Origin of the sequence: Sorangium sp. So ce394 (assembly GCF_051474665.1) — a bacterium.
Classification (GTDB): Bacteria; Myxococcota_A; Polyangia; order Polyangiales; family Polyangiaceae; genus Sorangium; species Sorangium cellulosum_D.
Window position 1 is genome coordinate 95,121 of sequence record NZ_CP150339.1, and the last position, 21,718, is coordinate 116,838.

16 protein-coding genes are annotated in these 21,718 nt (G+C 72.7%); 5 read left to right on the top strand and 11 right to left on the bottom strand.

The window, feature by feature from the left end; translation table 11 throughout:
* The first annotated feature begins 36 nt into the window (after nucleotides 1-36).
* On the top strand, nucleotides 37-3,951 hold the full coding sequence (locus WMF33_RS00335; protein WP_437335256.1) for a lamin tail domain-containing protein: 3,915 nt from the start codon (nucleotides 37-39) through the stop codon (nucleotides 3,949-3,951).
* A gap of 205 nt (nucleotides 3,952-4,156) precedes the next feature.
* On the opposite strand, the gene WMF33_RS00340 is transcribed toward WMF33_RS00335, so the two are convergent.
* From WMF33_RS00340 to WMF33_RS00365, 6 genes are all read right to left on the bottom strand, one after another.
* Nucleotides 4,157-4,852: a hypothetical protein gene (locus WMF33_RS00340; protein ID WP_437335257.1), complete on the bottom strand. Its 696-nt coding sequence runs from the start codon at nucleotides 4,850-4,852 to the stop codon at nucleotides 4,157-4,159.
* A 545-nt stretch (nucleotides 4,853-5,397) separates the two neighbouring features.
* The gene (locus WMF33_RS00345) at nucleotides 5,398-7,041 is read right to left on the bottom strand and encodes an SBBP repeat-containing protein (RefSeq protein WP_437335258.1); all 1,644 of its coding nucleotides are present in this window, start codon (nucleotides 7,039-7,041) and stop codon (nucleotides 5,398-5,400) included.
* The gene (locus WMF33_RS00350) at nucleotides 7,041-8,027 is read right to left on the bottom strand and encodes a tetratricopeptide repeat protein (protein ID WP_437335259.1); all 987 of its coding nucleotides are present in this window, start codon (nucleotides 8,025-8,027) and stop codon (nucleotides 7,041-7,043) included. The genes WMF33_RS00345 and WMF33_RS00350 overlap by 1 nt, the downstream gene beginning before the upstream one ends.
* 8 nt (nucleotides 8,028-8,035) lie before the next feature.
* Nucleotides 8,036-9,769 carry a serine/threonine-protein kinase gene (locus tag WMF33_RS00355; RefSeq protein ID WP_437335260.1) on the bottom strand — a complete coding sequence of 578 codons (1,734 nt, stop codon included), beginning with the start codon at nucleotides 9,767-9,769 and terminating at the stop codon, nucleotides 8,036-8,038.
* Nucleotides 9,770-10,044: 275 nt separating this feature from the next.
* Complete coding sequence (locus tag WMF33_RS00360) at nucleotides 10,045-11,400, bottom strand: cyclic nucleotide-binding domain-containing protein (RefSeq protein ID WP_437335261.1); 1,356 nt, start codon at nucleotides 11,398-11,400, stop codon at nucleotides 10,045-10,047.
* 143 nt (nucleotides 11,401-11,543) lie between these two features.
* Nucleotides 11,544-12,218 carry a dienelactone hydrolase family protein gene (locus WMF33_RS00365; RefSeq protein WP_437335262.1) on the bottom strand — a complete coding sequence of 225 codons (675 nt, stop codon included), beginning with the start codon at nucleotides 12,216-12,218 and terminating at the stop codon, nucleotides 11,544-11,546.
* Nucleotides 12,219-12,449: 231 nt separating this feature from the next.
* On the opposite strand from WMF33_RS00365, the gene WMF33_RS00370 reads away from it, so the two are divergent.
* A complete protein-coding gene (locus tag WMF33_RS00370; RefSeq protein ID WP_437335263.1) occupies nucleotides 12,450-13,190 on the top strand; it encodes a hypothetical protein in 741 nt (246 codons plus the stop codon).
* Between the two features lie 33 nt (nucleotides 13,191-13,223).
* Here the strand turns inward: WMF33_RS00370 and WMF33_RS00375 are convergent, their stop codons facing one another.
* The 3 genes from WMF33_RS00375 to WMF33_RS00385 all read right to left on the bottom strand — a co-directional run bounded on the left by WMF33_RS00375 (nucleotide 13,224) and on the right by WMF33_RS00385 (nucleotide 16,216).
* Nucleotides 13,224-14,057, bottom strand: a complete 834-nt coding sequence (locus WMF33_RS00375) for a hypothetical protein (protein ID WP_437335264.1) — start codon at nucleotides 14,055-14,057, stop codon at nucleotides 13,224-13,226.
* A 158-nt stretch (nucleotides 14,058-14,215) separates the two neighbouring features.
* Nucleotides 14,216-15,400 carry a PLP-dependent aminotransferase family protein gene (locus WMF33_RS00380; protein WP_437335265.1) on the bottom strand — a complete coding sequence of 395 codons (1,185 nt, stop codon included), beginning with the start codon at nucleotides 15,398-15,400 and terminating at the stop codon, nucleotides 14,216-14,218.
* A 369-nt stretch (nucleotides 15,401-15,769) separates the two neighbouring features.
* Entirely contained in the window at nucleotides 15,770-16,216 is a 447-nt protein-coding gene (locus WMF33_RS00385) for a cellulose binding domain-containing protein (protein ID WP_437339593.1), read from the bottom strand.
* Between WMF33_RS00385 and WMF33_RS00390 the strand changes: the two genes are divergently transcribed.
* Nucleotides 16,146-17,036, top strand: coding sequence for a hypothetical protein (locus tag WMF33_RS00390; RefSeq protein ID WP_437339606.1), 891 nt, complete (start codon nucleotides 16,146-16,148; stop codon nucleotides 17,034-17,036). The two genes, WMF33_RS00385 and WMF33_RS00390, sit on opposite strands and share 71 nt — an antisense overlap.
* Nucleotides 17,037-17,168: 132 nt before the next feature.
* On the opposite strand, the gene WMF33_RS00395 is transcribed toward WMF33_RS00390, so the two are convergent.
* Nucleotides 17,169-17,972 (bottom strand): nucleotidyltransferase domain-containing protein, encoded by an 804-nt coding sequence (locus WMF33_RS00395; RefSeq protein WP_061629859.1) that lies wholly within the window; start codon nucleotides 17,970-17,972, stop codon nucleotides 17,169-17,171.
* A gap of 215 nt (nucleotides 17,973-18,187) precedes the next feature.
* Between WMF33_RS00395 and WMF33_RS00400 the strand changes: the two genes are divergently transcribed.
* Entirely contained in the window at nucleotides 18,188-19,060 is an 873-nt protein-coding gene (locus WMF33_RS00400) for a sugar ABC transporter substrate-binding protein (protein WP_437339594.1), read from the top strand.
* 40 nt (nucleotides 19,061-19,100) lie between these two features.
* Here WMF33_RS00400 and WMF33_RS00405 read toward each other — a convergent pair whose 3' ends face one another.
* On the bottom strand, nucleotides 19,101-19,565 hold the full coding sequence (locus tag WMF33_RS00405; protein ID WP_437335266.1) for an SRPBCC family protein: 465 nt from the start codon (nucleotides 19,563-19,565) through the stop codon (nucleotides 19,101-19,103).
* Between the two features lie 401 nt (nucleotides 19,566-19,966).
* On the opposite strand from WMF33_RS00405, the gene WMF33_RS00410 reads away from it, so the two are divergent.
* Nucleotides 19,967-21,592, top strand: a complete 1,626-nt coding sequence (locus tag WMF33_RS00410) for an FAD-dependent monooxygenase (RefSeq protein WP_437335267.1) — start codon at nucleotides 19,967-19,969, stop codon at nucleotides 21,590-21,592.
* Nucleotides 21,593-21,718 lie beyond the last annotated feature (126 nt).

Consider the following 21,718-nt stretch of genomic DNA (forward strand, 5'->3'; position numbering starts at 1 on the left):
ATACGGGTGAGCGCGGGCATCGCCTACACTGGCGCCATGCCTCACCGATCGATGCGCTTCGCGCGGCTGATGGCCGTGCTCGTGGGCCTCGTGTTCTGGAACGGCTGCGGGGACGACGACGGAGGCGACACCCCCGCCGGCGTGTGCGGCGACGGCGTGGTCGACGCGGGGGAGGTGTGCGACGACGGCAACACGGCGGAGGGCGACGGCTGTTCGCCGACGTGCCATCCCGAGGAGGCGCCGCGGCCCCGCTGCGGCGACGGCGCGCTCGACGCGGGCGAGGCGTGCGACGACGGCAACGCGGACGGCGGCGACGGCTGCTCGGCGGAGTGCGAGATCGAGGTGCCGCCGCGCTGCGGGGACGGCGTCGTCGATCCGGGCGAGCAGTGCGACGACGGGAACGTCGCGGCCGCCGACGGCTGCGAGGTCGACTGCACGAAGTCGAAGCTCCTGGAGATCGCCTGCGGGGAGATCCCGCCGGTCGCGCACGGGACGTGCGATGTGGTCCCCGGCGCGGGCGCCACGCTGATCCAGGGCGTCGTGCTCGCCCCGGGCGCGGTGTACCGCGGCGGCCGGGTGCTCGTGGACGAGCGGGGCACGATCGCGTGCGTCGGCTGCGATTGCGAGGCGGCGGGCGCGACGGTGATCACGTGCCCGAAGGGCGTCATCTCCCCTTCGCTGATCAACACGCACGATCACCTCACGTTCACGCAGAACAGCCCGTATACCCCGACGGAGGAGCGCTACGAGCACCGGCACGACTGGCGCACCGGCCGTGACGACCACACGAAGATCGACACGCCGGGCTCGGCCACGCAGGCGCAGATCCGGTGGGGCGAGCTCCGCTTCCTGATGGGCGGCGCGACGTCGATCGTCGGCTCGGGGAGCGCGACCGGGCTCCTCCGGAACCTGGACCGGGGCGATCAGGAAGGCCTGGCGCAGGATTCGGTCCTCTTCGACACCTTCCCGCTCCGCGACTCGAGCGGCCGCGAGCTCGTGAGCGGCTGCGGCTACTCGAACGACATGGTGAGAGGGGAGGACATCGAGGGAGAGGCCGCCTATTGCCCGCACGTGGCCGAGGGGATCGAGGCGTCGGCGCGCAACGAGTTCGTCTGCCTGCAGACGGCGCCGAACGACGTGCTGAAGCCGCAGAGCGCGTACATCCACGGGATCGGCCTCACCGCGCCCGACTACGCGGCCATGGCGGAGAACGGGACGGCGCTCATCTGGTCTCCGCGCTCCAACATCACCCTTTACGGCGACACGGCCGTGGTCACCGCCGCCGCCCGCCTCGGGGTGCAGATCGCCCTCGGCACGGACTGGATCGCGACCGGATCGATGAACCTCCTGCGCGAGCTCCGGTGCGCGGCGGCGCTCAACGAGGTGTATTACGACGGCTTCTTCACCGACGAGGAGCTGTGGAGGATGGTGACCGGGAGCGCCGCCTCGGTCACGGCCACCGACGAGGTCATCGGCGCGCTGTCGCTCGGGAAGGTCGCGGACATCGCCGTCTTCAACGGCGCGGAGCGCGCCGATCACCGCGCGATCGTCGCCGCCGATCCCGAGGACGTCGTGCTCGTGATGCGCGGCGGGAAGGTCCTTTACGGCGACGCGGCCGTGGTGGCCGCGGTCCGGGGCGCGGAGGTCTGCGACGAGCTCGACGTGTGCGGCGTCGCGAAGCAGGTCTGTCTGCAGGACGAGATCGGGATGGGGCTGGAGCAGCTCGAGCGGGAGGTGGGCGAGATCTACCCGCCCTTCTTCTGCGACGAGCCCGAGCGCGAGCCGCTCTGCACCCCGTCGCGCGCGGCGACCGCGCCCGTGAACGCCTCGGTGAACGGCTCGACCGTCTACACCGGGCAGCCGACGGACGAGGACCTCGACGGCGACGGCATCGAGAACGGCGCGGACAACTGCCCGAGCGTCTTCAACCCCATCCGGCCGCTCGACGACGGGGCGCAGGCCGACACCGACGGCGACGGCGAGGGCGACGCCTGCGACGCGTGCCCGGTCGACGCGGGCAGCACCCTCTGCTCGGCGCCGAACCCGCACGACGGCGACGGCGACGGCGTCGAGAGCGGCGCGGACAACTGCCCGAGCCTCGAGAACCCCGACCAGGCCGACATGGATGGCGACGGCAAGGGCGATCCGTGCGACCTCTGCCCGGCGGACGCGAACTTGGGAGTGCAGGGCTGCCCTGTGTCGATCTACGACATCAAGGACGGCACCGTCGCCGAGGGGATGGTGGTGGCCCTGGAGAACGTGCTCGTGACGGCGAAGCACGCGAGCGGGTTCTTCGTGCAGGTCAAGCCCGGGGACCCGGAGTACGCGGGGCCCGCGTACTCCGGCGTCTACGTCTACAGCCCGGAGAACGCCGTTGTCGCGGGCGATCGCGTGCGGATCGCGAGCGCGGCGGTCACGAACTTCTACGGCCAGATCCAGCTCGGATCCGCCGTGGTCGAGGTGATCGCGTCGCTCGGCGAGGCGGCGCCGGCGCCGGAGCCGGTCGCGCCGGCCGACATCGCCACCCGCGGGGCGCGGGCCGCCGAGCTCGAGGGCGTGCTCGTCGAGGTGGCGGACGTCAGGGTGACCGGGCTCGAGACCATGTACAACGAGTTCTTCGTCACGGGCGATCTGCGCGTGAACGACCTGCTGTACCTGGCCGACCCGTTCCCGGTGGTCGGCGACCGCTTCGCGAGCATCCGCGGCATCCTCGATTACCGGAACGACAACTCGAAGATCGAGCCGCGCAGCGCGGAAGACCTCGTGCCGGGTCCGCCGCGGCTCGCGGCGTTCGGGCCGGCGGCGTCGTTCGTCTACGCGGGGCAGACCGGGGCGCAGACCGTGCCGGCGCCGCTCGAGGTGACGCTCTCCAGGCCGGCGCCGGCCGACATGTTCGTGGCCGTGACCTCGGGCGATCCGGCGGCGCTCGCGGTGGTGGGCGGCGGCGTGACCGTGCCCGCCGGCGCGACGAGCGCCCCCGTGCTGCTCGACGCCGTCGCCGCGGCAGAGGCGGTGACGCTCACCGCGGCCCTCGACGTCGTGAGCCTCCCCGCGACGGTGCGCGTCCTCGACCCGGCCCAGGCGCCGGCGCTGGCGGCGCTCGACCCGTCGTCGGCCACGGCGGCGCCGGGCGGCACGGCGTCGTTCACCGTGGCGCTCGACATCCCGGCGCCGCCGGACGGCGCGGTCGTGGCGCTCGCGCTCGACCCGCCGGACGCTGGCACCCTGCCGGCGTCGGTCACGATCCCGGCCGGGCAGCAGAGCGCCACGTTCGACTACGTGGACGGCGGCTCGAGCGCCGGCGTCACGGTGACGGCGACGCTCGGGGAGAGCTCGCTCACCGCGACCGTCGAGGTGGTGACGGTGGCGGGAGCGCTCGTGATCAACGAGGTGGATTACGATCAGGAGGACACCGATGGTGCCGAGTTCATCGAGATCTACAACGGCACCGGCGCGCCGGTGGACCTCGCGGGTCACGCGATCGTGTTGATCAACGGCGCGAGAGCGCCTGGCTCCGTTTACGAGACGTTCGATCTGAGCCCTGCCGGGACGCTCGCGGTGGGCCAGTATCTCGTGGTTGGCAGCACGGCGGTGGTCGGCAGCGACACCCAACCGGGCGTGGTGCCGGAGGGCGCGCTGAAGATCGCGTTCTCGGGCGACGAGCAGAGCAACCGGGTGCAGAACGGAGCGCCGGACGGGATCGCCTTGGTGAACACGACGACGGGCGCCCTGATCGACGCGCTCTCCTACGAGGGGAGCATCACCGCGGTCACGATCGGGGAGGCCAGCGTGAGCCTCGTCGAGGGCGCGCCGCTGCCTGCCTCCGTGGCGGACGTCAACGATGCTCCCGGCTCGCTCTGCCGCGTGCCCGACGGGACGGACACGAACCAGGCCGCCGCCGACTGGGCGTTCTCCGAGACGATCACGCCCGGCGCGGCGAACGTGCCGTGAGCGAGCCTCGGCCGAGGCGCTGCGCTCTCCGGCGCAGCGCGCCTCGGCGGCCGCCATGACCCCGGTTCCGCCGCGCGGCCCGCGCCGCGCGGCCTCCGCCGGTGTCGTCATGCTGTCAGCGGGTCTGGAGGGGGAGGGGCCGCGAGCTTTTGCTCACGGAACAGGCGGCGCGCTGCCGCTCACGGGACAGGCGGCGCGCTGCCGCTCACAGGCAGCCGCAGAGCGGGTCGCCCTGCTTGCACACGCACTTGCCCTTCTTCGCCACCCCCGCGCGGGCGCCTCGCGCTGCCTTGGCCGCCGCCGACCGGCCGCCCTTGACCGCGGCCGCCTTGGGCGAGAGCTTCGACGTCTTCGCGTCGGCCTCGTCTTCCTCGGCCTCGGCCGCAGCCTTCGCTTCCTCCGCCGCCTTGTACGCGGCGAACGCCTTCTGCGCCTTCTCGGCGTCGCTCTTGGCCGTGTCGAGCGCGAGGGTCAGCTCGGAGATCTTCTTGTTCCGCGCCTCGAGCTCCAGGTTGAGCTGCGCGATCCTGTCCTGCTCGGCGATGCGCGCGGCGACCGCCTCGGCCTGGGCCGCCTCGGCCTCCTTCACCTTGCCGGCGAAGGTGGTGACCGCGACCGCAGCCGCGGCCGCGATGATCAGGCCCATGCCGACCGCGAGCCGGCTCCGCCGCTTCTGCCGCACGCCCTGGGCGAGCGCCTCGAGCTCGCGGTCCAGGTCCCCCGAGGAGGACGACATGGGCGGCACGCTGGCCGCCACCGGCGCGATGCTGGGGCTGACCTGGACCGCCGCGTGGACGCCCGTCCTCGTCCCCTGAGCATGCGTGGCGGGGGTATAGGGCAGCGCCCCTGGTGTGACGGGGGTATAGGGCAGCGACCCCGGCCTCTCTTGAGTGTTGATCATCGCGCGAGACCTCCTCCTCCGTGAGCGGTTCCTCGGCAGGCAAATGTGGTGCCCGGTGCGAGGAGCTCGCCACCGCGCCGCGCGCGCCCCCGGAAAGCGCTCGAATGCGAGCGACGCAGGAGATCTCGAGAGGATCCAGAGGCGGGTCGCGCTCGATCCGGTGGATCAGTTGTTCTGGTACATGGAGCTCTCACCGGACCTCCATGTGTCCCCCTGGTCCACTGGACGTCCTGCCCCCGCGCGTCGGACTCTCGTGCTGCTTGCGGGTACGGAGATCCGCCTTTGCTCAATGCAGCGCGAGGAGGCCTCGCGCCAATTTGGTCAACGACCGAGAGATGTCAATGGATGTGTACCGGCGCATCTTCACTGGAATGCCGGTCGGCGCATGCTCAGGGCTACGCCATCACCCCATGGCCGTTCCCGTACGGTTCCCGCGATTCGAGCTTGGCTGCACGAGCATGCGGCGGCGAGCAGACCTCGATCCGCAGGAATGCAGGAAGGGCGCCAGCGGGGGGGGCGGAGCGCGCGTCGCCGCGGGGCGGACGTCAGGGCTGCAGCTTGGCGACGAACGCGTCGGGGCCCCCGACGCTCGCCAGCGGGGCTCCCCCGAGATCGATGCTGCCTTCGAAATTGCCCGTCAGCGCGATGACGCCGAGCGCGCCCACCGCGACGTCCGCTGCGCTCTGCGCCATCGAATCGCCGAACGAGATGGCCCAGACCGTCGTGCCGTCCGGTGTGAACTTCGCAAGGAAAGCGTCCTTGCCGCCGCGCGACTCGAGGTGTCGAGAATCGAGATCCATCGAGCGCGCGAATTCTCCGACCACGACGACGTTGCCCACCTGGTCGACCGCCACCCCGAGCGCCTTCTGATCGTCCTGATTCCCGAATTGACGGCTCCAGCGAGGCTTGCCGTCGCGGTCGAAGGCGGCGACCACCGCGTCGGCCCCTCCACCATACTGCGAGGTGGACCCATCGATGTTCATCGTTCCGTAGGTGCTCCCCGCGACGACGATGCCTCCCTGGGCGTCCACCGCGACCGACACGAACTCCTGCGCCATGTCATCGCCGAAGCTCTTGGCGATGCGCGGCACCCCGTCCCTGTCGAGCTTGACCATGAAGGCGTCGTAGCCGCGGGGGATGACGGGCTTGTCCCCGAAGCTCATCTCCCCCGCGAGGCTGCCGACCAGGACCACGCCGCCATCGGGCGTGGCTGCGGCGTCGAGGGCGACCTGTTCGCTCTGATTGCCGAAGTTGAAGCTCCAGACGTGGTTCCCCCCCGCGTCTATCTTGGCGACGAAGATGTCCTCTCCGCCGCGGCTGACCAGGTCCTTCGCTCCGAACACCCTGGTGCGATCGATAAAACTGCCAGCGACGAAGATGTTGCCCTCGGCGTCCACGGCGAGCCCCTGGACCGTGTTGGCCGCGCGACCGCTGATGCTATTCATCCAGTCAAGGGCGCCGTTCGCATCGAGCTTCGCCACGAACACGTCGTCCGTGCCGGTGTCGTTGTCGAGCGGCGTCCCGTCGATACGGAGGGTGTTGTCGTGGGTCCCGGCCACGATCACGCCGCCGTCCTTCGTGTACGCAAGGCGGGTGCAGGCATCGGAGCCGTTCCCCCCGAACGCCTTCCCCCAGATCCTGGCCCCGGTCGGGTCGAGCTTGACGACGAAGGCGTCGGTCGAGCCCTGGTCGGTGGCGAAGCCCACGTTCCCGGTGAACCGCCCCGCGACCAGGAGGTTTCCCTCCCCGTCGAAGGCGATGTCATGGCCGTACTGCGCGCCGCTCTCCCCGATTTTGATGCTCCACTCGAGCTTTCCGGTGCACTTCGGCTCACCGTCGCAGCTCTCGTCCATGGCCTCCGTCGCGCACCCCTCGGCCGTGGGGACCACCTGATCGACGCACACCCCGTCGCGCAGACAGCCGTCCTTGCACTCGCCGACATTCAAGGTGAGGGGGGGACCGTCATAACAAGACACACAGGGCTCGTCGCCCGTGGAGGCGCTCGTCGTCGCCCCGCCGACGCCGCCGCCCGCGCCGCCGTCGCCGCCCAGGCCGCCCGTGCCGCCCGTGCCGCCGGCGCCGGCCGCGCCGCCGCCGTTCATCGCGATCACGCCCTTGTCGAAGCATCCGCCGAGCGCGCCGGCCACGCCGAGCGCGCCGAAGAGCACCAAGTAGCCGCTGCGTCTCATCAGAACACCCCTGTGATCCCAGCGCCCCACGGCGATATCCACGGACGCACCGCCGCGTCCCTGGGCTTCGCCGCGGCCGGCAGCGTGAGGAGCAGCGCCGCGCCGCCAGCGGCGAGCGCCCCGCCCACGATGAACGCCGGCGCGGGGATGAGGCGCGTGCTGTTGTACGAGCCCAGCTTGTCGCGCGTCTTCGGCGTGTCCGGGCACTCGACCTTCTCGGTGCACCCGAGGTCGATGAGATCGCCGCGCAGGGCGAGGGTCACGCCGAGCGTGACGCCGCCGACGACGAGCGCCGCCGCGCCCGTGCCCAGCGCAGACCAGCCGAGCACGCGCTGCGCGACGCCCTGCGACGCGGGGCCGGCGGGCGCGGGGGCGGGGGGACGGCGGACCTCGGGGAACGCGAGCGCGACCGACGCCTCCTGGCGCTCCGCCAGCGTGACCTCCTGCCGGACGACCCGGCCCGCCCACGCGCCCTCGACGAGGTGCTTGCCGGGATCGACAGGCCGGCTCACCCCCACGAGCGCGGGCGGCATCGGCTTGCCGTCGACGGCGATCTGCACCTCGCGCTCCGGGGCGCCGCGCACCCCGACTGCCAGCTTGGGGATGCGCGGTTTGAGATCGCGATAGGCCCTCTCGGCGTCGGCGACGGCCGCCTTGAAGACGTCGCTCGCCGAGGCCTCGAGCGCCGTGCGGCTCACCTGCAGGTAGCGCTCGGAGGCCTCGATGAGGCGACCGAGCTGCTCGAGGCACCGCGCCGCGTACAGGCCGATCGTGGGGGCCTGGATCAGCTCTTCCGCGCGCCCGAGCTTGTCGAGCGCCGCCGCGTACTCGCCCCGGTCGTAGAGCTCGAGGCCCTCCTCCGCGAGCGCCCGGGCAGCGTTGACGGTGGCCGGGTCGACGTCGGCCGCGCGCGCGGGGGGCGCGGCGGCGAGCGCGAGCGCGAACGCGACGGTGGCGGTGCCGAGGGCCCTCAAGCGCGGGTGCATGCGTCTCCTCAGAAGCCGAGGCGGTCGGCCTTGGTCCGCGGCGGGCTGGAGCCCGAGGGGCGCGCCGTGCTGGAGGCCGAGGGCCGCGCCACGCTGGAGGCCGAGGGCACGGCCGCGGCCCTGGTCCGCTGCGCGGACGGGGCGGCCTTGCTCGGCCGATCGGGCGCCGACGCGGCCCACGATGCGGCCGCGGCGGGCGCTCGGGAGGCTCGCGCGGGGGCGGCGCTGTCGGCAGCGGCCGGGGGCGCCGCGGCGGCCGTGGCCGAGGGCGCCGCGGTGGCCGCCGCAGTCGCCTCGCGGGAGGGCGCGATCTCGGGCGATCCGCTGGCCGGAGCTGCCTCCGGTGGCGGCGCGTTCGCCGGAGGAGCGGCCGCCTGCGCCTCGAGCGCGGGCGCCTTCGACGACGCCGCGCCGGACGGCTGCTGGCGCGCGGTCGGGTCGCTGCCCAGCGCGCGCCAGCCCACGAAGAGCGCCACGCCGAGGACCGAGGCCGCGAGGGCGAGCACGAGGGCGGTGACGGGCGCGACGCGGCGAGGCGGCCAGTCGACCTCCGCGCCCTCGTCGACGACCGGCGGCGAGGCCGCGCCCCCGCCCGGCGAGACGGAGACCGGCGGGGCGGACGCCGGCGCGGCGGACGCCGGGGCGGCAGATGCCGGTGCGGCGGACGCTGGGGCGGCAAATGCCGGTGCGGCAGATGCCGGTGCGGCAGATGCCGGTGCGGCAGATGCCGGTGCGGCAGACGCCGGCGCGGGAGATGCCGGCGGGGCGGATGCCGGCGCGGCGTCCGCCGGCGGGACGGAGCTCGGCGCGGCGCCCGCGGCGGCGGGGGCCGGGGCGGGGGCGGAGATCAGCGACGCCCTCCCGGCCTCCTGCGCCTCGCCGCCCGGCAGGAGCGCCTCGCGCAGCGCCTCGACCATCGCCGTCGCCGACGGGAACCGCGCGCTCGGATCGCGGGTGCACGCGTGCAGGAACCAGTCGTCGAACGCCGGCGGCACGGGCACGCGCGCCACCTTCGAGGGGACGGGGAGCGGGTCACTGCATATCTCGAGGATCATCGCGCCGGGCGCCTCGGCCGTGATCGCCGCCCGGCCGCACACGCATTCGAAGGCGATGACGCCGAGCGCCCACAGGTCCGATCGGTAATCGACGTTCGCGCCCTGCGCCTGCTCAGGGCTCATGTACGGCAGCGTCCCGATGAGCACGCCGGCCTGCGTCCCCAGGCCCTCGCTGCCGTACAGGCGCGTCTTCGCGACGCCGAAATCGAGGACCTTGGCCACCTCGCGGTCGTCGTCGCGGGCGAGGAAGATGTTGTCGGGCTTGAGGTCGCGGTGGACGATGCCGGCGTCGTGGGCCTTGCGGACCGCGCGCGCGACGTCGGCGAAGATGCGCGCCGTCTCGGCCGGCGAGAGCGGGCCGACGCGCTGGAGCCGGTGCGCGAGGTCCTCGCCCTCGAGCAGCTCCATCGCGATGAACGGGACGTCGTTGTCGACGCCGTGATCGAGGATCTGCACGACGTGCGGGCTGCGGAGCGCCGCCGCCGCCTGCGCCTCCTGGTAGAAGCGCGCGCGCACCGTCTCGTCCTTCGCGTACAGCGGGCCGAGCATCTTGATCGCGACCGGCGAGCCCAGCGTGAGATCGTCCGCGCGCCAGACGGTGCCCATGCTGCCCGAGCTGAGCGGGCGGATCAGCCGATACCGGCCGACCAGCACCTGTCCCTCCAGCCCGAACGCCTTCGTCGTCATTGTCGCAGGACCTGTCGTGCGCGCGTGGCCTACCCTACGCTGGTAATTGTTCAGTGCTGATCAACAAGAACAACGGATAGACCGGAAGTCTACGGGCCATGGCGCGGAGCGTCAATCGACGCCCGTACCTCGGGCTCGCAGGACGCTGCTAGACCACCGAACAGGTTGAAACGCCGCGCAACAGAGAGTTTGAACCACAGAGGCAGAGAGGGAACAACAACAAAAACTCTGCCCAACCATGGCGCATTTCTTCGTCTCTCGAGCGGTTCGGCGCCCTAGATCAGCACGAAGTCCTCGGCCACGGAGACCTCCTCGGCCATGATGCTCGTGGTCTCCTCGTCGCGCTGGACGGCGAGCTTGTAGAGTTGCGCCAGCACGGCCGGGTGATCCTCGACCAGACCCATGAACTCGGTGGCCGGCAGGTACAGCGCCACGGTGGGGTGGACGGCGATCACGTCGGCGTTCGCCGCGCGGCGGAGGACCATCGCGATCTCGCCGGCGACGTCGCCCGGGCCGAGCGTGGTGAGCACGAGCGGCTCGAGGTGGGCGTCGTCGGCGGTGTCGCGCCGGACCACGGCGACCTCGCCGGAGGCGATGAGGAACAGGCCGGGGGGCCGCTCGTCCTGCACGAGGAGCCGCTCGTTCTTCTCGAACGTGCGGGTGCGGAACCGCTTCACGAACGCGGGCCGGTCGGCGTCGGGGACGACGCGGAGCACGTCGCTCATCCGGACGAGGTTCTCCACCATGCGGTCGCGGCAGTAGGCGGCGAGCTCCAGGCCGACCTCGGGCTCGCGCTGGGCGATCTCGTCGATCGCGTCGCGCTTCACCTCGAGCACGATGGACGGCCGTGTGGCGACGACGCTGCCGGTGCGCGGCGCCCGCGAGAGCAGCGCCATCTCGCCGAACATGGCGCCGTTCGTGAGCCGCGCGAGGACGATCTCCTCGCTGCCGCGCCGGCGCCGGGCCTCGAGCTCGCCGCGCGCGACGAAGTAGGCCTCGCTGCGCGCGGCGCCCTGCTCGATGACGGTCGTCCCCGCCGCCACCCAGATGGGCGTGAACGCGGCGCACAGGGCGCGGAGCGCGTCGCGCCCGACGGACGAGAAGACCGGCTGGGGCGCGATCCCGGGGTGGTCGGCCTGGGCGGCGAGCCTGCGGGTGGCGTCGTGGATGATCTCCGTCGCCTTGTTGAGCAGGAGCGCGCCGGTGAGCACGGACGCGAGCGGCTGGAACGCCTCGGCGGTCGGCAGGGGCGGCGGCGGCGGCGCGCCCTCGCCGAGCCGCGGCGAGTCCCGGCAAAAGGCCTCGGCGATGAGGTCGAGGCCCGGGCCGGGATCGCCGCCGAAGCGCTCGCTCTCGCGCGCGGCGGCCACGGCGAGCGGCAGGTTCTCCAGATCGATGGCGCGGACGACCGCGGTGGCGCACGCCTCGCGCGCGGCCTCGTGCCGGTTCAGCTCGCCGAGGAGGCGGCCGCAGAGGCAGAGCGCAGACGGCATGGTCGGGTCGTGCCGGACCAGCGCCGCGGCCCAACGGAGCGCGGCGTCGCGCTCTCCTGCGAGCGCGAGCGAGAGCGCTCGGTCGATCGGCGACTCCGCTTGGTGGGTCGAACCCGGGAGCACCGGGGGGAGGGCCATGTAGGCGTCTATATCAGGGTTCGTTGCGCGACGGCAAAGAAGGCCGACCCGGTCGCAATGCGGCGGCTCGGCGGTCCGTGTCTGACCAGCGCGGGGCGCGGAGCGCGGCGAGCCGTCTCCGGGGCGGCGCCGGGGCGCAGCGCTCAGCCGAGGTGCTGCTTCAGGAACTCGATGCTCCGCTCCCACGCGATCTTGGCCGCATCGGCGTTGTAGACCTCGGGGCGCGTGTCGTTCGCGAACGCGTGGTCGGCGTCGTAGACGTGGAGCTCCATGGACTGGCCGCGGGCGGTGAGCTCTCTCCGGATCGCCTCGGCGGCGGCGGGCGTCGCCCACCCGTCGCGCGCGGCGAAGTGGGCGAGGATCGGCGCCTTGACGCGCGTGTAGTCGGGCGCGGGGCTCGGGACGCCGTAGAAGGGCACCACGGCCGCGAGCTCCGGGACCGTCGCCGCGGCGGCGAAGCTGAGCGCGCCGCCCATGCAGAACCCGATGACGCCGACCTTGCCGTTCGACCGCTCGTGCGCCGACAGGAAGCGGACCGCGCCGGCGATCTCCTCGAGGGCGCGCGGCTTGTCGAGCTCGGTCATGAGCCGGTTGGCCTCGGCGGCGTCCTTGGTGACCTTGCCGTGGTAGAGGTCGGGCGCGAGGGCGACGAACCCGGCGGCGGCGAGCCGATCGAGCAGCGAGCGGACGTGGTCGTTCAGGCCCCACCACTCCTGGATCAGCACGACGGCGGGCGCCTTGCCGCCCTGCTTCGGCCAGACGATCTCGCCGGTCGCCGAGGACCCATCCTTCACGGGGAACGAAACCTTCTCGGACATGCGACTCCTCCCTTTCAAGGCGGGGCACGGCCTCCGCCGGCCCCAGTGAACGAGCGGGGCACGGCCTCCGCCGCCCCCTCGGGCGCGGCGCAGGATAACCGCGCCTCGCGTGGTGCGCATCGTGCATCGCGCATCGCGAGATGCTGGGCACGCGCTGCACACCGGGCCGGCGGGGAGTAACATGAGCGCGTGGATCCGCTGGCGGAGCGATGGAGGCGGGCCGTCTCTTCCGTGAAAGAGCTCCGGCTGCGGGTCGCGTTCCTGCGGAGCGAGATGCTGCGCGCCGAGCCCGCCGCCGTCGCCCGCGCGCTCGACGACCTGTGCCGCGACGCCGAGCAGGCCGACCCCGCCGCGCGCGACGTGCTCGGCGCCGTCGTGCCGGTCCTCGCGGATCCGGCGCTCTCCGAGCGCGTCGCGCAGCTCCGGGAGCTCGCCGCCTCCCTCGCCCTCCTGTCGCTCTCGCGGCTCTTGCGCCGCAAGGCGGGGCGGCGCGAGGCGCAGCCGGCCTCACCGGCGCCCGACGAGCGCCAGGTGGCCACCTCGGGCGCGGGCCGCGCGCTCACGCTCGGCGAGCGGCGCGCGCTCGCGCGGCGGCCGACGCGCGCCGCCTTCGACGCCCTGCTGCGGGATCCGCACCCGCTCGTCATCCGCAACCTGCTCGCGAACCCGCGCCTGACCGAGGATGACGTCGTCCGGCTCGCGGCGCGGCGCCCGGCGAGCCCGGAGGTCATGACGGAGATCGCGCGGCACCCCGAGTGGCCCCAGCGCGCGCGGGTGCGCATGGCGATCGTGCAGAACCCGGGCGCGCCGCCGGAGATCGCGGTGCCCATGGTGCGCCTCCTCCTGCGGCCCGAGCTCCTGCAGCTCGCGGCGGCGGCGGACGTGCCCGCGGTCGTCCGCGCCGCGGCGCGGGAGCTGCTCGAGCGCCGTCCGCCCGTCCCGCACAAGCCGGGCGGCGCGCTGGAGCAGTGAGCGGCCCCGCGGCGACGCCGGCCGCGGCGCCGATCACGGCTCCGGCCCGCCGCGGCGCTCCGCGCGGTCGCGGCGGCGCGCGCGCCGCGCCGCGGCCACGGCGAGCGCCGCCGCGAGGCCGGGCAGGGCGCCGCGCGCAGGGCCGGCCGCGTGCGCGCAGGCCGCCGCCGAGGCGCCGTCCCCGGGCCGCGCGGGGCGCCCGGGCGCGCAGGTCGCGCCGAGATCGGGCGCCGTCCAGGGCTGGTGGAACGCCACCGCGCGCTCCTCGGGGTCGTCCACGTTGCTGAGCTCCTCGCTCGGCGCGTCGCCGAGCGCGATCCAGAGCCGCACGCGGCGCGCCTCCGGGCTCCACGCGACCAGGTGGTAGCTCCCGGTCTCCGGCACCTCCGTCCGCAGCTCGAGCAGGAGCCAGGAGCGGGCGCCGGTGACGGGCTCGTGGACCACCTCCGGCGCGCGGGCGCTCCCGGTCGAGAAGAGCCGCGCGCCGAGCCCCGCGGGCGCCTCGAAGGGCAGCGCCGCGGCCCGGGGCAGGCCGGGGCCGAGCAGCGCGAGGGAGGGGCGCTCGCGGCGGAGCGCGTCCATCTCCGGCACGCCGAGCTGCACGCGCAGCGTCTCTCCCTGCGTGGCGTCGAGCGTCAGCCATACCGGGCGGCTCGGACATCCGAGCTCCGAATAGACGATGCGGGAAAGGTGGAGCCCGGAGAACTCGAGCGCCTCCTCGGCGCTCGAGTGATCTCCGTAATCGAAGAACATCTCGCGTGCGCGCGCGGGGGGCGCGGACGCGAGCAGGGCCGCCAGCGTGAGGGCCAGGAGGGCGAGGCGCTCGAGGCGCCCGCGGAGCGTCGCGCGGCGGGTCCAGGTGATCATGTCCTCGACGCGATCTCTGGGGCCGAAGATCGGTCTGTCGACGCCGGACGCGCCGCGCCGCGAGGCGGGAAATCGCCCGCCGCGGGGGAGACGCCGGAAAAGCCCGGGAAGGGGAGGACGAGGGCGATGCGCGGCGCTGGCCGCGATCGCGGGCGGCGCTACGCGACCTCGGCCCAGCACCGCGCGAGGCGGCGGATCCCCTCGTCGAGGTCCTCGTCGCGCTCGACGGACGAGAAGCACAGCCGGAGGGCGAACGGGGTCACGGCGCCGTTCGCGCGGAACAGCGACCCCGGATCGAAGGCGACGCCGTGCTCGATGGCGGCGGCCAGGAAGAAGGCCTCGTTCGGCTCGGCGTCGGGCTCGACCCAGATCGCGAAGCCGCCCGCCGGCGGCTCGAACCTCCAGCCGGGCAGGTACCGGCGGAGCGCTTGCTCCATGCGGGCGGCGCGGCGGGCGTAGAACTCGCGCAGGCGCACGAGCCGCTGATCGAAGTCCTCGTTGCGGAGGTAGTCTTCCAGGATCGCCTGCGGCAAGCTGGCCGCCTGCAGATCGGCGGCTTGCTTGAGCTTGAGCACGTCGGCACGGAGCGCGCGCGGGGGCACGAGCCAGCCGACGCGGAGCCCCGGGCACAGCGTCTTCGAGAACGTCCCGACGTGGAACACGCGATCGGGCGCCTCGGCCAGGAGCGGCCGCGGGGCGGGGCCGTCGAAGCAGAGATCCGCGTAGGCGTCGTCCTCGATGACGGGCCGGAGGGTCGACAGGACCTTGGCCCGCTCGCGGGGCGACATCCTGCGGCCGCGCGGGTTCGAGACGGCGGGCATGAGGTAGTGGGCGTCGACGTGGCGCCCGTCGTCGACGACCGTCGCGCCGAGCGCCTGGAACAGCTCGAGCGCCCCGGGGTAGCTCTCGGGGTCGACGCCGATCCTGGCGCCCGGCCCGCGGAGCATCTGCGCGGCGAGCGACACGGCCTGCTGCGCGCCGCTCGTCACGATGACGTCGTCGGCGGCGACGCTGGCGCCGCGCCTCCGCAGCTGCCCGGCGATCCAGGAGCGGAGGTCCTCGTCGCCCTCGGGCCAGCCGTACTGGAGCGCCGGGCAGCTGGGGGTCTGGAGCGCGCGGACGAACGACGCCGCGAGCTTGGTGCGCGGGAACTCCCCCGGCGCCGGCAGCCCGCCCGCGAAGCTGACGAGGCCCGGCGTGCCTGCGGCGCGCCGCTTCAGCGTCTCGAACCGGCCGAGGCCGAGCCGCGGCCCGCTCCGCGGCGGATCTTGCGAGCTCGGGGCCTGCGACGGCCGGATGTGGGATGACGGGGGCGGATGGGGGGCGAGCGCGGTAGCGTCCATAGATTTGAGAGTCCGGACGCTGCTTATTCAAGGATGATGCCGCCAGCGCTGTCCGTCTCCAGACGGAGCAGAAACCCTCGGGGCCCACGGCAGGACGTAATTCCCTGGAAATTTGGTTACATCGCGGCAACGCCGGAGAGGCGAGAGCGCGTTGCTGGGTGTGGCGTGCTCGCGCGGCGTGTCAGGCTGCCACAGCGCAACGACGGGCGTGCAGGGGTGTCCCCGAGGCGGACATGGTCTGGAAATACGGCCGTCGTGGTCCGGCGGCGAGGGCTCTGCCAGGAGATCCGTGTCCGGCGCGCCGGGCGTGGAGCGCGCTCGCGCGGTGTTTCGCCCGGGCCGGCCGTCGGGGAGGAGGTGTCGTGCTGACTAGGGCTCTACGCCCCAGGCGAGCTCGCCGTCGTAGTAGACGGTGATCTGCATCGAGGGCGTCCAGGCCGTCGTCGCCTCGAAGGAGTAGTCGTCGGTCTGCGTCATGCGGTCGTAGACCTCTCTGTTGTAGATGCGGATCTGCGACTCTCCGGACGTGGCGCCCGCATCGATGCTGCCCGCGGCGGCGCTGAAGCCGAGCTCCAGGTAGTGATCCGCGTCCGTGCCCGACGCCGCGCGGAACGCCCTCGTGACGTTGGCGCACCCGCCGGTGACCCCGGAGAAGTCGCATTCGCTTTTGAGATCCACCATCTCGACGTCGGCCGTGAACCAGTAGCGAATCGTCAGATCGCTGAGCGCGATGCGCTCAGCGCCCGTGTTCCTGATCCGGACCTTGAACGACAGCTGCTGGGCCTCGGCGCCGGTCTCCCTCGCCGCGTACTGCAGCTCGAGCGCCGGCGTGGTCGCGCCGCCGGTGGTGGAGCTCGCGGTGGTGGAGCTCGTGGCGCTGCCGCCGCCGACGCCCGTCGTGGCGCTGGTGGTGCTGCTCGCGGTGGTGCTGACCGAGCTGCTCGTGGTGGCGCTGGTGGTGCTGCTCGTGGTGGAGCTGGTGGTGCTGCTCGCGGTGGTGCTGACCGAGCTGCTCGCCGTGGTGGCCGTCACGTCGGCGCCGCCCTCGCCGCCGGCCCCGCCGATGCCGCCGGCTCCGCCGTCCCCGCCTGCCGAGCTGCTCACCGTCGTGCTCGCGACACCGCCGCCGGAGCCGGACGTGCCGCTCGTCGCGGAGCTGGTCGTGCTGCCCGAGGTCGACACCGAGGAGCCCACGCTGATCGAGCTGGTCACGCCGATCGATGTCGAGGTCGGGCTGCCCCCGCCCCCTCCGCCGTCGCCGCCCAGGCTGGAGCCTTCGGCGCACGCCGCGAGCATCAGGAGGGAGGCGGCGGAGAGAGCCCTCGAGTCCCTCAACCAGGAGCGCGATTCTCCGACTCGATGGCTGCAACTGCCCGGCAGGAGCGGCGCTCCTGCCCTCGTTGACATCTTCATCGGAAAACCTCGGCTACAAGCTGCTTCGGACGCCTTCGGGCCGAGCAGCGACGCACACCTTGCCGTCGGTCGCATCTTGAGTACTCCTGCGAGCGCCCAACCGTGTCCGAAGGTCGAACGGAAGGAAGTTGAGCTCGGGAGTTTAACCAGATCCCCTGGTCTCCAGCAAGAAGTTTGGGCGCAGGGACAGGGCTACCCCGGTACATTTCTGCTGATGTCGTAGCCAGCTTTGGCGTTTTTGGAGTTTTCGGAGTTTACCTGTGCACAGATATGCGCACAGGTAGGCGAACAACACGGGCCGATGCCGGGGAGCGCTCGCGTCCTCGCCGCCTGTGGCCCGGCCCGCGGGGCTGCCTCACGCGTCCTCCAGCGGAGGCGGCGCATGGAGCCAGTTGAGCTCGGAGTCTTCCATGAACCGCGTCTGCCACTGGGCGGGTCTCTCCCAGTCACGAAACGAGAGCACCGCGCCGCAGAACGCCTCGCCCGTGCGCTTGCCCGGCGCGCCGATGAGCTCGTCGGCGAGGCGCAGGAGATCCGCCGGCTTGTCGGGCGCGTCCGCCACGAAGGCCCTCACCCACTTGTGGTATGGATACAGGATGCGGTTGTGCGCCAGGATCAGCCGGTAGCCGAAGAGCACCGCGCGCGCCGCGGCCCAGGTCAGGAGATAGCGGTTGTCGTGCTGCTCCGCCGACTCGAGATAATACCGCATCGCCTCCAGCTGGGCGATGAAGCCAAGCATCTTGTGCGCGCGCTCGTGCTCGGGATAGGCCGAGATCGCGCGCACCAGGCCGTCGATCTCCGGGAGCCGCGACCAGGCGACCGTCGCGCCCAGGAACGCCGAGCGCGCCGGCTCGCTGCCGCGCTCGCGGGTCTTCTGGAGCAGGTCGAGGCTGACGATCTTGCCGTCGACGTACCCGCCCGGATAGTCCACGAGGCCCTCGTCCGAGGCGACGTAGACGAGCTCGCCGGTCGCGTGACGCCGCCTCTGCTCCTCCTCGGTGACCACCCAGAAGAAATCGATGTCGGACGTCTCCTTCGCCAGCCCCTTCGCCTGGGAGCCCCCGACGATGACGGCCACGGAGCACGGGTCCGCGCTCAGCCGCTCGACGAGGCGCGATACGGTCCGGAGATGGTGAGGTCGATAGTTCGGTTCTCGCATTGGGTCATCCACGCTTTCTTGCCCCGAGGAGCTCGCTCCCGGAGGGCCGTCGCACGGTAGCGCGGCCGCTCGGAGACTTCCCGCTCAGAGGCGCCCGCTCGACGCGCTCGGCGAGACCCGGTTCGGCCTCGCCGAGCGCGGCCCCTCCCCGGGGGCCGGCGGCTGTGGACGGCACGCTCCAGTGACGGTATACGTCGGCCTGTCCTGACTGCCAGATCCTCGCGAGCAACGCGAACCAGGACGCCTCGCAGCAGCAGGCGCAGGCCGAAGCGGCGCTGACGAACGGCGCGAGCGTGCTCGTCCTCGACGCGGTCGACAGCGCGTCGGCGGCCGTCATCGCGAACAAGGCCAAGGCCCAGAAGGTGCCTGTCATCGCCTACGACCGCCCCGTCCCGGGCACGGACGCGATCGATTCCTATGTGTCGTTCGACAACGAGGCGGTGGGCAGGCTCCAGGGCGAGTCGCTGCTGACGGCGCTCGACAACGAGCCGAAGGCCCGCGTGGTGATGATCAACGGGGCGGCGACCGACGACAACGGGCTGGCCTTCAAGAAGGGGGCGCACGGCGCGCTCGACGGCAAGGTCCAGGTGGTCAAGGAGTACGACACGCCGGACTGGAGCCCCGACAAGGCGCAGGACCAGATGACCCAGGCCCTCACCGCGCTGAACAACCAGGTGGACGGCGTGTACGCGGCCAACGACGGGACCGCCGGCGGGGCGATCGCCGCGATGAAGGCGGCCGGTATCAAGCCGTTGCCGCCCGTGACGGGCCAGGACGCCGAGCTCGCCGCCGTCCAGCGGATCCTCCTCGGCGAGCAGTACATGACGGTGTACAAGGCCATCAAGCCGCAGGCGGAGGCCGCGGCGGTGATCGCGTACCACCTCGCCACGGGCAAGCCCGTGCCCACGGACATCACCGGCGGCAAGACGGTCAACAACGGGACGAAGGACGTCCCGTCGGTGCTGCTGGTCCCGCTGGCGGTCACCAAGGAGAACCTGAAGGACTGGGTGATGGCGGACGCGTTCTGGACCCAGGAGCAGATCTGCACGGCCCAGTACGCCGAGGCGTGCAAGGCGGCTGGCCTCTAGGTCTGGAGCTCCCCGGCTTGCCGGAGGGGCCGCGGGCGCGTCATGCGGCGGGCTTGGGCTGCGAGGCCTCGAGGCGCGCCTTTTCGGCGAGGAGCAGCTCGGTGAACGCCGCGGTGAACAAGCGCCTGGCGAGCGAGCCGAGGAGGTCGCCGACGAGCGGCAGCGGGACCTCGAAGCGTGATGTCCAGTCGACCTCGGTGCCGTCGCCGCGCGAGGTGAAGCGGAGACGTGAGCCGTGGTGCCGGAGCGGCTGGCTGCTCTCGAGGATGTGGTAGTCGAACGAGGCGGGGCGCTCGAAGGCCGTGATCTCCTCGACGTAGCGGATCCGCTTCCCGACGCGCACCTCGCGGAGGGCGCCGAGGCCGTTGCGCTCGGTGAGCCCCGGCCGGATGAGCGTCGTGCGGGTGCCGTCCTCGGAGCGAAGGAAGCTTTCGTGATCGGCCACCGCGTCGAAGACGCGCTCGAGCGGGGCGTGGATGTAGACGTTGACGTGGACCTCTGCCATGCGGCGACCATCGCATGGATCCCACGGAGCAAGCACGCGGGGAGGGGGGGAGAGGGGCTAGGGGGGAGAGGAGAGAGAGCTTGCGGGGGTGGTGGATCCGTCCTTGACGGGATTGGTGGGCGGCGGGGGGCGAGCGCAACCTGGGTCGGTCGGCAGAGCGCAACCTGGGTCGGTCGGCAGAGCGCAACCTGGGTCGGTCGGCAGAGCGCAACCTGGGTCGGTCGGCAGAGCGCAACCTGGGTCGGTCGGCTGCTCGGCTGCCTCAACGTGGGTCGGGCCGATGCCACCCCAACCCACGTTGTGGTCGACGCCTTGCGGTCGACGTCAGCGACGGCCGCCTTGCCAACCCGCTCGCCCTGCCTTAGTGAGTGAGTACTCACTCACCGAATAGGAGGCGGGTCATGGCGGGAGCACTGGACGCGCTGGTGGTCGGCGGAGGGCCGACGGGGTTGACGATGGCCGGGGAGCTCGCCCGGCGGGGGCTCACGGTGCGCATCGTGGACAGAGCACCGGAGCCGCCCTCGGATCACTCGCGAGCGCTCGCAGTTCAGACACGGACGATGGAGCTCTTCCGCAGGATGGGGATCGTCGATCTCGCCATGGAGCGCGCCGTGCGCGTGGGCGGCATCAACGTCCTCCTCTCCGACGGGCAGCGCGCCCGGCTGCCGATCTTCGACTTCCCGGAGCTGTCCACGCCGATCCCGGGCATCTTCATCCTCCAGCAGTTCGATACCGAGCGCGTCCTGGCTTCCCGACTCTCCGGGCTGGGCGTGACGCTCGAGCGCGGCATCGAGCTCGCCTCCTACACGCAGGACAGCGCCGGCGTCGCGTGCTCGCTCCGCCGAGCCGACGGGAGCAGCGAAGAGGTGCGCGCCAGATGGCTGCTCGGCTGCGACGGCGCGCGCAGCGCTGTCCGCAAGGGCGCCGACATCGCCTTCGAGGGCGATACCTACGACGATCACTGCATGCTCGGCGACCTCATCGTCGACTGGCCGCTGCCCGACGGCGACATCTACATCAGCCCCTCGCGTCGGGGCGTCGCCGCAGCGTTTCCCGTGCCCGGCAGCCACCGGTTCCGGGTCATCCTCATCCGGCCCGAACCTCCGCCGATGCACGGCGCGCAGGTCTCGCTCGAGGAGTTCGAGGCCGCCATGCGCGAGATGATCCCGGTACCCTTCAAGGTCCAGCAGTCGATCGTCCTCTCGCGCTACCGGCTCCACCACCGCGTGGCCGCGCGGCTGCGCAAAGGACGCGTGTTCCTCGCCGGCGACGCGGCGCATATCCACAGCCCGGCCGGCGGGCAGGGCATGAACACCGGGATCCAGGACGCCTACAACCTGGCGTGGAAGCTCGCGGCCGTCGAGCAGGGCCGGATGCCCGCGTGGCTGCTGGACACCTACGAGGTGGAGCGGCTCCCCGTGGCGCGCAAGCTGATCGACTTCACTGACCGCCTCTTCGGCCTCATGGCCGGACACGGTCCGGTGGGCCGGACCCTGCGCGCGATCGCGCCGCGCCTCGCGTCCCGCGCCCTCGGCATCTCCGCCGTGCAGCGCCGGATCCTGGGATTCCTCTCGCAGCTCAAGATCCGTTACCGGAAGAGCCCGCTGTCGGTGCAGATCGGGAACCCGCCGGAGCACGGGCCCCGCGCGGGGGATCGCGCGCCGGACGCCGTGGTCCGCAGCGCGGCGGGAGAGCACGTCCACCTCTTCGACCTGATGCGCGACGCCGAGTTCACGCTGCTGTTCTTCACCGGCCCGCAGGCGGACGGAGGGGCGCGCGAGCACGCCCGAAAGCTTGCAGCGCAGCTCGGCAGGCCAGACCTCAAGGTCCTCGTCATCGGCGCGCTCGAAGGCGGAGGCTTCGCAGATCCCGACGGGCACGCCCACGCCGCGTACGGCGTCGCGTCCTCGGCCGCCGTCCTCGTCAGGCCGGACGGCTACGTCGGCGTGCGCAGCGACCCGCTCGACGAGGGCGCGCTCCCGCAGGCCCTCGGCCGGCTCTTCACGCATAGGGCCGAAGCCGCCTAGCGCGTCGGCCGCTCGCGGCGCGCCGGGCGCCAGGGGGACGCGACGAGGCGCGCGCCGCTGGAGCGCGCAGCGCCTCGCGCGCGACGGCGGGCGCCGCGCGCGGTCCGTCCCGCGGCGGCGGCCGAA